This is a genomic window from Chitinophaga pinensis DSM 2588 (assembly GCF_000024005.1).
GTDB classification, from domain to species: Bacteria; Bacteroidota; Bacteroidia; order Chitinophagales; family Chitinophagaceae; genus Chitinophaga; species Chitinophaga pinensis.
Genome location: NC_013132.1, coordinates 3,145,541 through 3,156,507 on the forward strand (window position 1 = coordinate 3,145,541; position 10,967 = coordinate 3,156,507).

Genomic DNA, 10,967 nt, shown 5'->3' on the forward strand with positions numbered 1-10,967 from the left:
TTTTAAAAATCTGCCTTCAACAACCCCAGCCTAAACTTCTCAAACACCTCCGCAACCCTTATCTGTCCGCCACCATTCACCATTTCCCCCGTAAAAATATTTTCCCATTTCCCCGGTGCGCCTGCCGGCAATAATACCGCTGCATCCACACCAATCTCGCCAAACAGCGGCACAATGACAATTACCCAATCCTGTCTGTATACCCGGGCATATGCCACAATCTGCTCGCTATTCGTCTGTAAAGGCAGATAATCACCATCCAGGAAAAGCTCAGCATACTTCCGCCGGAAATTTAAAGTCTTCCAGGTGACAAACAATTTTTCCAGCCCCATCCGCCTATTCTGAGAAAGATATTGAAAGAAGTCAGGCTGTTGTTCCCGGGAAATAATATTTTCCAGGTACTGCCGCCGCATATTATAATTCACAGGACGACGGTTATCCGGATCCACATAACTATAATCCCACAGCTCACAGCCCTGGTAAATATCCGGAATACCCGGGGCAGTGATTTTAATCAACACCTGCGCAAGCGTTGCTGCAAATGCCTGTTCATCGATGATGTCAATAAAACGGCGCACACTGCTTAGAAAACCTTCATCTGTCAGCAGGCGTTGTACGAAGGTAGTAGCATGTTTTTCGTATGCTTCTTTTGGAGCTGACCACGCCGTATTTACTTTCGCCTCCCGCAGGGCTTTAATCAGATACTGTTGCAAACGTTCAATATATTCGGCATTGACAACCCCATCGACAGGAAAACCTGAAATGACCGACTGGTAAATAAAATATTCATCATTCAGTGTCAGATCACCAGGCTGAAATTGCTCCCGCCATTGCGTTATCTGTTCTTTCCATAGAGAAGGGTGCAGTGATAACATATTCAGTCGCATACGACCATCTTCTCCGCGTTTAGTATCATGGGTGGAAGTGGTATTCAGAGAGGCAGGGGTATGTTGCTGACGGGCGGCTAAACGCTGGTGGAAGGTATTGATGGAAAAGTCAGCTATCGCCGGACTATCGCCCACCTCATTATGTGAAAGCAATGCATTGTATATATAGAAAGTAGTGTCTTCAACTCCTTTAGCCGTCACCGGACCGGTAAACTGCATCAGCCGCTGGAGGAACAACAACCGGTTACGGGCTCTCTCCGCATCAGGAATTTCTTCCCATAAAGCTTCCAGCAAGCCAATCTCAGTTTCTGCACGGCGATTCATCGCCCGTATGCGGACAAACGTGCTTTGAATAATTTCCCGGGAGTAATCATCGATGGGAAACTGTCCGGGATAGAGCCGGTATACCGGCAAACAAATAATAAATAACGCAATGGCTTCCTTCAGCTGTTCGCGGTTAGTACGCGCATCGGCCAGTTTAAGCGCATAACAGTAGCGAATGAGATTCTCCCATTCTCCGCCCATGTATCGCTCTAAAATCAGCCTTTTCTTCTCATACACGATGTCCTGGTAAGCTGACTGCTCAGGTAGTAACTCCTGATACCAGGTGGTCAGTTGTTTTTCTCCATCCTTACTCGTCAGCAGATGATTAGTAAAAGCAAGAAACTCATAACCACTCGTACCCTGCAATGCCCAGTCCGGAGGCAGGACTTCTTCGTGCTCCAGGATCTTCTCTGCAATAATGTAACAACTACTTCCAAACAACATCCGCAGGCGTTGTATATAAGTCGCGGGGTCGCGCAAACCATCGATATGATCGATACGTAATCCCTGTATCAGTTCCTCCCGGTACAGACTATGCAGAAAGGTATGGTACTCATCAAACACAGTCTGTGATTCCATACTTAGCGTAATCAGCTCATTCACCGTAAAGAAACGTCGGTAGTTGATCTGGCGATCTGCCTCCTGCCAGCCGGAAAGATGATAATATTGTTGCCGCATCAACTGCAGTAAGACAGATTTATCATTACTGATCCGCGTTGCAATACCTTCCAGCACCGACCGGTTAGCCGTATTATACAATTCCCGCTTTACCTGTACCCAATCTTTCAGGGCAATCCCTTTCGTGGCCTGTTGATACAAATCATCAAACAATCCAAGTACCGGCAGGGCATCACTATCCTTTAATACGGATTGTAATACTTCATATGCGGAGATAGACAAAGGGAAAGTCTGTTCAAAGTAATTGATCTCTAATCCCTTATCTGTATACGCCAGTTTGATTTCCCCTTCCTCAACACAATCTTCCATACTTTTCCCCAGAAAAGGTGTCATCAGTTTACCTGCCAGTTCAGGGGAGGGGTGCTGCCAATCGATATCAAAATATTCGTAGTAAGGCGACAAAGGCCCCCGTTCCATCACATCATACAACCGATGATTGCTCATGTGAAAAGCCATATGGTTAGGTACGATGTCCTGTAGCCAGTTCATTCCCTTTTCCTGCAGTATTTTTTTTATCTCCCGCAGCTGTTCAATGTTGCCAATAGCAGGGTTGATCGCATGTGGCTCAGTGACGTCATATCCATGCATACTGCCCGGTGAAGCCGTGAAAATAGGAGAGGCGTACGCGGTGGAAATCCCTAATTTATCGAGATAGTCCAGGATATCTTTCAGATCGGCAAATGTAAATCCGCCATGCAATTGCAGACGATAAGTAGAAGAAGGTGGATTATATGATTTCATAAACGATAGCTGAGAATGGTTGTATTGAGATAGCTTCAGAAGTGGTCGCCTGGTCAGGTGTTGTACTGCCTGGTCCATGCCAGATGGCAGCGGCGGAGTCAAACTTTTTCAACAGTTCTCCTGATCCTGTATATTGATAAGTCACTGCATGATCACTAAAATTAAACAGCAACAACAGATGGTCATCATTACCTGATCGTTCCACTAGCAGCAATTGTTCCTCCACTTGTGGGATCTGGACTTTTACCCCCTCTCTTGATGTATTCAGCATCGCTTGTCTCGTTCTGCGGAATGCGATCAGAAACCGGTATAGTTCCATCAAAGCTGCCGCATTATCGGTTCTGGTATGCCAGCTAAGCGTGGAGTTATTAAATGTTTCAACAGATTGTGGATCGGGTACTTCTCCTTCCCAGGCAAAAGAGGCAAATTCCTCTCTGCGTCCATTCGTAACAGCCGCAATAAGGTCTTTGTCACTATGACTGGTAAAGAACTGAAAAGGCCTGGTCTCGCCATATTCTTCTCCCATGAACAATAGCGGAATATGCGGCGATAACAACACTACCGCTGCTGCCAGTTTCTGCGCCTCAAATGACAATTGCGTCGTCAGCCTGTCTCCTAACATCCTGTTGCCGATCTGATCATGGTTTTGCGCAAACACAACAAACTGATGGTAATCATTCCTTAAAGGCGCCACACCAAAATGTCTTTTCCGCACACCGGAATATTCCCCGGTAAATACATATGAATCCTGGTAAGACTTTGCCATAGGCCCCAGTCCGCCGAAATCCGCATAATAGCCATTCACTTCACCTGTCAGCAGACTATGCAACGCATGATGAAATTCATCTATCCACTGCCCATGCATCCCATAACCACCTTTTTCCCTTGGTGTAATGTACTTTGGACTATTCAGATCAATCTCCGCAATCAGAAATTTCTTCTTTCCCGATGATGCTTGTAGCGCATCTACTAATGCAGACAATTCCGCTGTAAAGTGATGCGCACCACAATCCCATATCGCATGCACCGCATCCATTCTTAGTCCGTCGATATGGAATTCATCCAACCACATCAACGCATTCTGAATATAATAAGCTCTGACCGCATCACACCAGGCATCATCAAAATTGAGCGCAGGACCCCAGGGCGTTTTATACTTGTCGGTAAACCATGGTCCATATTGCGCAAAATAATTCCCCTCCGGTCCCAGGTGATTATACACTACATCCAGGATCACCGCTATACCATGTTGGTGGGCGGCATTCACCAGTGCCTTTAATCCGTTTACACCTCCATAGGAATTTTGTACAGCAAAAGGATAAACGCCATCATATCCCCAGTTGCGATCACCGGGAAATTGTCCTACCGGCATCAGTTCTATAGCAGTAATCCCCAATGACCGGAGATAGCCCAGTTTGTCAATGATGCCCTGGAAATCGTGTGTCTGAGAAAAGGTACCGGTATGTAACTCATAAATAATCAGATCACGCAACTCAAGTCCTGCCCAGCTGTTATCAGTCCATTCAAAATCCGGGTTAATGACTTCAGATGGCCCGTGTACGCCTTCCGGCTGGTAACGGGAGGCCGGGTCCGGTAAGGTAGTGGCCTCATCCAGGATATATTTATATCGTACACCTGCGGATAAACCTTCTATCGTCGTATGCCAGTAGCCTTTATCATCCCGTTGCATAGGATAAATCTGTGGCTCCGGCTGTATCACCGATAATGCGACCTGTTGACGAAATGGAGCCCATACACTGAACTTACATGTATTGTCCGACTGCAAAGCAGCCCCTGCAAAAGGATAAATATTTGCCAAAGTTTTTTTGAGGGAGAAGCTGAAAATAATATGCCAGTGATCTGCTTCGCATCATAGCTATTTATCAGCTTGATCATGTGGAAATTATGCGGCACAATTTCTACAGTCTGGGCCAAAAAAAAAGTCTTGTCCCAGCTTACACACAACAGATTGAACTGTGCAGGGTTTTTGCTAAGTATATGTCATTAACCCGAAAGTAGATCTATCTATGTCAAGTAAAGTAAAGGACACAAACTGGTGGAAAGAGTCGATCATCTATCAGATATATCCATGGAGTTTTAAAGACAGTAATGGTGACGGCATCGGAGATCTGCAGGGTATCATATCCAAACTCGACTATATTCAGCGTCTGGGTATCGATATGGTATGGTTAAATCCCGTTTACAAATCTCCGAATGATGATAATGGATATGATATCAGTGACTATTATGATATCATGAAAGAGGTGGGTACAATGGCAGATTTTGACGCTTTGCTTAAAGGGCTGCACGACAGAAACATCCGTCTGATGATGGATATCGTTGTCAACCATACCAGTGACGAACATCCCTGGTTTCAGGAAGCAAAACAGTCCCGGCAAAGCCCTTACTATAACTATTACCATTGGTGGCCGGCCGAAAAAGGCAAACCGCCCCGCCGCTATAGTCACTTCGACGCTACAGGCAGCGCATGGACATATAATAAAGCAACGGATTCTTACTATCTGCATTACTTCTCCGAAAAAATGCCCGACCTCAATTGGGAAAATCCGCAAACGCGTAAAGACATTTATGCCATTATGAACTTCTGGTTTGATAAAGGCGTGGACGGCTTTAGAATGGATGCCATCTGTTATATCTCCAAAGATACCAGCTGGCCGGATGTGGAAAAATTAGTAGCAGAAAAATACCAGCATGACTGGGCTGGTTATTACGCGCACGGTCCGCACTTACATGAATACTTACAGGAATTACACCGTGAAACGCTTAACCGGCCAGATGTCACTACATTGGCGGAAGCTTCCGGTATTACAAGAGAAGAAGCGCTGGATTTCGTGAAGGAAGACCGGAAAGAACTGCACATGCTATATCATTTCGAAGGCGTACAACTGGGATTCACAAAAGAAGGATATAAACGTCTCGATCCCAAGGGTATTGATCTCCGCCAGCTGAAACAGTTATACACTGACTGGGACAGGATATTTGAACTGGATGGCTGGGGCACTATTTACCTTGGTAATCACGATCAGCCGCGTATGGTAACCCGTTGGGGGAATGACGATGAGCAATTCCGCGAAATCTCTTCCAAGATGCTGATCACCTTTTTGCTTACCATGAGAGCGACGCCGATTTTCTATTATGGCGATGAACTCGGTATGACAAATATCCGTTTTGAGAAGATAGAAGACTACCGCGACATCGAGACCATCAACATGTATAAATACATTCAAAGCCAGGGCGGTGATTTACCGCATTTTCTGAAAGATGCAGCTCTCACTGGCAGAGATAATGGTCGTACGCCCTTTCAATGGGATGAATCGCCTAATGCGGGTTTTACAACCGGTAAACCCTGGCTGAAAATCAATGAAAATTACAAGTTGATCAACGCCGCGCAACAGGATAGGGATGAACGCTCTGTTTTACAATACTTCAAGCAACTGGTACTGTTGCGTAAACATAAACCAGTACTGATCCATGGCAAATATGAATTGCTGGATGCCGATCATCCACAGGTGTACACCTACACCCGTACACTGGACCAGGAGAAAATGCTGATCGTTCTCAACTTTTCAAAAGAAGAGGTGTTGTATACATTGCCGTTTGTACTCGACATCGGTACTGAACCACTCGTGAATAATATGCTCTCCTTCAAACTGGAGAATGATACCGTAACACTTGCTCCTTATCAGGCATTGGTCTTCGGACCACTGCCAACAGACTTGCCGCCCTTGCAGGACGAGGAACAGGCTTTTGCTGAAGACCTGCCGCTTGAGAAAATAAAAGAAGAAAACTCAAGCCTCGAATCCAATGAGCTTGCTATTTGACAAATGATTAACTAAACATACTCCATGCTATCCCTTCCTCAAAGCGGGAAGGGATAGTGGGAGGCCAATCATGTGCTATGAACCAGACTGTAGTATATCCTGGAAGTCCCTATCCGTTAGGGGCCACCTGGGACGGAAAAGGAGTAAATTTTGCCCTCTATGCAGATAATGCAACCGGTGTTGAACTCTGCCTCTTTAATACAACCGCTGACGAGGCAGAAGCCGTTAAGATAAAAATCAAGGAACGTTCTCACCAGGTATGGCACTGTTACATACCTGACATAAAACCCGGCCAGCTGTACGGTTACCGCGTACATGGTCCTTATGAACCACAAAACGGTCATCGCTTCAACGCAAAGAAATTATTGATAGATCCATACGCCAAAGCAATCGCAGGCACCATCGACTGGAGTGATGCCCTGTTTGGATATAAAATGGGTGATCCTGAAGAGGATCTCAGCTTCAGCGATGTAGATAGCGTACCCTTTATTCCAAAAAGTGTAGTGATTGATCAGTCTTTTGACTGGGAAGGCGACCGTGCTCCCAAGATCGCATATAATGAGTCCATTATCTACGAGGCACATGTCAAAGGCTTTACAAAGCTGCATCCCGATGTTCCGGAAGATATCCGGGGGACTTATGCCGGTATGGCCCATCCGGTGACTGTTAATTACCTGAAGGAACTGGGTATTACGGCTATCGAATTAATGCCTGTTCATCACTTTGTAGCGGACAGACACCTGGTAGACCGAGGACTGACGAACTACTGGGGCTATAATACCATAGGCTTTTTTGCACCGGATGCCCGCTATGCAGCGGGCGGCGTATTGGGAGAACAGGTCACCGAATTCAAGCAATTGGTTAAAACGCTGCACCAGGCAGGTATCGAAGTGATCCTGGATGTGGTGTACAATCATACAGGTGAAGGAAACCAAATGGGGCCGACTTTGTCTTTCCGGGGAATAGACAACGCGTCTTACTATCGCCTGACGGAAGACAAACGCTACTACATGGACTATACCGGTACCGGGAATACCTTGAACGCGTACCTGCCCAACGTACTGCGCCTGATGATGGACAGTCTGCGTTACTGGATCCAGGAAATGCACGTAGACGGCTTCCGCTTTGACCTGGCCTCCACATTAGCCCGTGAACTCCATGAAGTAAATACACTGAGCGCCTTCTTTGACATCGTCTACCAGGATCCGGTAATCTCCCAGGTGAAATTGATCGCAGAACCCTGGGATATTGGTGAAGGTGGCTACCAGGTAGGAAAATTTCCACCCGGCTGGGCAGAATGGAATGGTAAATACCGTGATTGCATCCGTGACTACTGGAGAGGGGCCGATAGTATGCTGGGCGAATTTGCCGAACGTTTTACCGGTAGCTCTGATCTGTATAAGAATGACTATCGTAGTCCTACGGCCAGTATCAACTTCGTAACAGCTCACGATGGTTTTACCCTGCGGGATCTGGTATCCTACAACGACAAACATAACGAGGCCAATCTCGACGACAACCGGGATGGGGATGAGCATAACCGTTCCTGGAATTGCGGCGCTGAAGGAGCTACGGATGATGAGGGGGTACTGGCATTGAGAAGCCGCCAGCAACGTAATTTCTTTGCAACACTCCTCTTGTCACAAGGGGTACCGATGATAGTCGCAGGGGATGAACTGGGCCGTACGCAAAAAGGGAACAACAACTGCTATTGCCAGGATAATGAGTTATCGTGGGTGAATTGGCAGCAGATCGATAATGGGCTCCTGCAGTTCACCCGGCAACTGATAGCACTGAGGAGGGCACACCCTGCCTTCTGTCGCAGACGCTGGTTCCAGGGACAACCAATCAAAGGAATAGGGCTGGAAGATATTGCCTGGTTCCTGCCGGATGGCTCGGAAATGTCAGATGAACACTGGAGTCACGACTTTGCAAAGTCGATGGCTGTCTTTTTTAACGGTAAAGGACTACATAATAGCGGACCAAAGGGAGAGCAGATCGTGGATGATAGCTTTTATATCATTTTCAATGCACATTATGAACCGCTGGACTTCACCCTGCCGCTGGAAAAGTATGGTCATACCTGGACAAAGGTCCTCGATACCCGTGATCTTCAGATCACGGAACGGGAAGAAGTATTAAAAGCAGAAGAGACGATTAATGTGGATGCCCGCTCTGTTATGGTGCTTCGCCATAAACTGATGCACTAGCCATTAGTTGAAAAATACATGAATTCCATACTGCTGCCCGGCAATTGTACCATTTTCTCATGGTGCAGGCCGATCTTATTCAGCAGCGCAATGGCATGGTCATTTTTTTCCGTTGTAATAGCAGCAACCCGGGGCAGTTTTAATGTAGTAAGGGCATAGTCTTTTATTGCATTGGCTGCCTCATAAGCATACCCTTTACCAGTGTAAGCAGGTAGAAATGCAAACCCGATATCCACCTCTTCCAATCCATCTCTTTTTATCAACCCTGTCATCCCGATAGGTGTTTTTTCCTCTTTCAGCGCCACCAGGTATAATCCGAAACCATACTGGTCATAGCTGGCTAATGGTCCATTGATCAGATAATTGCGGGCGTCATGGATGCCCCTGACATTCCTGTCCCCGATATAAATCAGCCAGGTAGGAGAGTTCAGTAAATGGTATATAAAGGGTGCGTCATCAATGGTAAATCGACGGAGTTGCAGGCGTGCTGTTTCGCAGATAAGCATAGTACTGTTTCTATAAGTTCTTAAAATGACAGCTATTAAGTAAGTTAGCAAAAAAAATGCTAGATGGTTAAGTATACCGCAACCATATTGAAATTTGAGCAGCAGGGAGAGAAGTCAGGATGGACATATGTTTCCGTGCCGGAAGATATCGCACAGGAAATAAAGCCCGGTAACAGGAAGATATTCCGGGTAAAAGGAAAGCTGGATAAATACGCCATAGCTGCAATCGCACTGATGCCTATGGGAGATGGTTCCTTTATACTACCCCTGAACGCTGAAATGCGCAAAGGCATCGCCAAAAAGGTGGGGGCTAAAGTTGAAATACAGCTGAAAGAAGACGATAACCCCGATCCTGTTACATCCCCTGAATTCACGGAATGCCTCCAGGACGATCCGGAAGCCCTGGCTTTTTTCAACACATTGACCAAAGGTCACCAGAACTATTTTCTGAAATGGATCGAGTCAGCCAAAACTGAACCGACCAAAGCAAAACGCATTGCACAGTCCCTTACCGGACTGGCCCGTAAACAGGATTATCCGGCAATGATCCGATCAAACAAAGGAAAATAGTACCTTCGCGGCAAAATAAAGCGATTACATGTATAAAGTAGGTGAATACAACCTGTTAAGGGTAAAGAAAGAAAGCGAATACGGCCTGTTCCTGGATGGGGGCGATCAGGAGATCCTGATGCCGAAACGTTTCGTACCTGCCGGCGCCCAAAAAGGAGATGAACTCAAAGTATTCATTTATCACGATTCCGAAAACCGGTTGACTGCCACTAACCAGGAGCCATATGGAATAGTAGGCGATATAGTGAACCTGAAAGCAACCGGTGTGACAGAACAGGGCGCTTTCCTGGACTGGGGACTCATGAAAGATCTGTTCGTACCAGCTTCGAAACAGCTCAGCAAAATGCACCCCGGACAGGATTACCTGGTAAAGATCTACCTGGATGAACTGACCAACCGCGTAGCCGCTACCGAAAAAATAGATCCTTATTTAAGCAACGAAAACCTGACCGTGAAAGAACTGGATATGGTAGACATGATCGTATACCGCCGTTCTGAAATAGGTTTCATTGTTATTATCAATAATCAACATACCGGTGTACTGCATTACAGCGAAGTATTCGGTACCCTGGATATAGGCGATAAACTTAAAGGCTTCATCAAGTCCATCAAAAGAGAAAAGATCGACGTGGTAGTCGGTAAACCTGGCTACGACAGAGTGGAAAGTGAAGCGGATAAGATCCTGCGTTTGCTGAAAGAAAATGACGGCTACCTGCCTTACCATGATAAATCCGATCCTGAAGAGATCTATGAATTCTTCAGCATGAGTAAGAAGACCTTCAAAATGACCACAGGCGCTTTGTATAAACAACATAAAATCATCTTCACCCAGACAGGTATTAAACTGATCGATGAAGAATAAAATAGTCAAAAGAGGATGCATTTGCATCCTCTTTTTGTTTGTATAACCCTATCCGGATGAAGAGCAACAAACACGCAATGCAATCCGTCCGCTATGTATATTTATCATATGAATATCCGATAGTCCCTGGCAGCAAAGCTTTCCTCATTATACATTTTCCTGTTACAACACACACTGTTTATCTGTTGCATATCAGTCTACTGTGTTTCGGCTGATCACACTGCAAAAAAATAGTAATCGTTTGCGTGGTACCCTTACCGTACTTATACGACAAATATGTTGGCCTGACTCGACGGAGCCTGGTTGAACCGTACCTTTTAGTCTATGATAAACCTTAAATAACACCC

Annotated in this window: 7 protein-coding genes; 4 read left to right on the forward strand and 3 right to left on the reverse strand. The window is 45.9% G+C overall.

Going from position 1 to position 10,967, the window contains the following annotated elements:
* Positions 1-2: 2 nt before the first annotated feature.
* Together treY and treZ are read right to left on the reverse strand one after the other, a co-directional pair.
* Positions 3-2,630 carry a malto-oligosyltrehalose synthase gene (treY, locus tag CPIN_RS12835; protein ID WP_012790232.1) on the reverse strand — a complete coding sequence of 876 codons (2,628 nt, stop codon included), beginning with the start codon at positions 2,628-2,630 and terminating at the stop codon, positions 3-5.
* Positions 2,617-4,449 (reverse strand): malto-oligosyltrehalose trehalohydrolase, encoded by a 1,833-nt coding sequence (gene treZ / locus CPIN_RS12840; RefSeq protein WP_012790233.1) that lies wholly within the window; start codon positions 4,447-4,449, stop codon positions 2,617-2,619. The genes treY and treZ overlap by 14 nt, the downstream gene beginning before the upstream one ends.
* 208 nt (positions 4,450-4,657) lie before the next feature.
* On the opposite strand from treZ, the gene CPIN_RS12845 reads away from it, so the two are divergent.
* Positions 4,658-6,472: a glycoside hydrolase family 13 protein gene (locus CPIN_RS12845; protein WP_012790234.1), complete on the forward strand. Its 1,815-nt coding sequence runs from the start codon at positions 4,658-4,660 to the stop codon at positions 6,470-6,472.
* 77 nt (positions 6,473-6,549) lie between these two features.
* Positions 6,550-8,682 carry a glycogen debranching protein GlgX gene (gene glgX, locus CPIN_RS12850; protein ID WP_012790235.1) on the forward strand — a complete coding sequence of 711 codons (2,133 nt, stop codon included), beginning with the start codon at positions 6,550-6,552 and terminating at the stop codon, positions 8,680-8,682.
* Here glgX and CPIN_RS12855 read toward each other — a convergent pair.
* Entirely contained in the window at positions 8,679-9,188 is a 510-nt protein-coding gene (locus CPIN_RS12855) for a GNAT family N-acetyltransferase (RefSeq protein WP_012790236.1), read from the reverse strand. The genes glgX and CPIN_RS12855 overlap by 4 nt on opposite strands.
* Before the next feature lie 63 nt (positions 9,189-9,251).
* Between CPIN_RS12855 and CPIN_RS12860 the strand changes: the two genes are divergently transcribed.
* Both CPIN_RS12860 and CPIN_RS12865 read left to right on the forward strand, forming a co-directional pair.
* Positions 9,252-9,758, forward strand: a complete 507-nt coding sequence (locus CPIN_RS12860) for a YdeI/OmpD-associated family protein (protein WP_012790237.1) — start codon at positions 9,252-9,254, stop codon at positions 9,756-9,758.
* 28 nt (positions 9,759-9,786) lie between these two features.
* Positions 9,787-10,620, forward strand: a complete 834-nt coding sequence (locus CPIN_RS12865) for a CvfB family protein (protein ID WP_012790238.1) — start codon at positions 9,787-9,789, stop codon at positions 10,618-10,620.
* Positions 10,621-10,967: the final 347 nt, after the last annotated feature.

Excerpts from the sequence above, each read along its gene's own strand:
- treY (WP_012790232.1), bottom strand. The coding sequence starts at position 2,630 with ATGAAATCATATAATCCACCTTCTTCTACTTATCGTCTGCAATTGCAT.
- CPIN_RS12845 (WP_012790234.1), top strand. The coding sequence starts at position 4,658 with ATGTCAAGTAAAGTAAAGGACACAAACTGGTGGAAAGAGTCGATCATC.
- glgX (WP_012790235.1), top strand. The coding sequence starts at position 6,550 with ATGAACCAGACTGTAGTATATCCTGGAAGTCCCTATCCGTTAGGGGCC.
- CPIN_RS12855 (WP_012790236.1), bottom strand. The coding sequence starts at position 9,188 with ATGCTTATCTGCGAAACAGCACGCCTGCAACTCCGTCGATTTACCATT.
- CPIN_RS12860 (WP_012790237.1), top strand. The coding sequence starts at position 9,252 with ATGGTTAAGTATACCGCAACCATATTGAAATTTGAGCAGCAGGGAGAG.
- CPIN_RS12865 (WP_012790238.1), top strand. The coding sequence starts at position 9,787 with ATGTATAAAGTAGGTGAATACAACCTGTTAAGGGTAAAGAAAGAAAGC.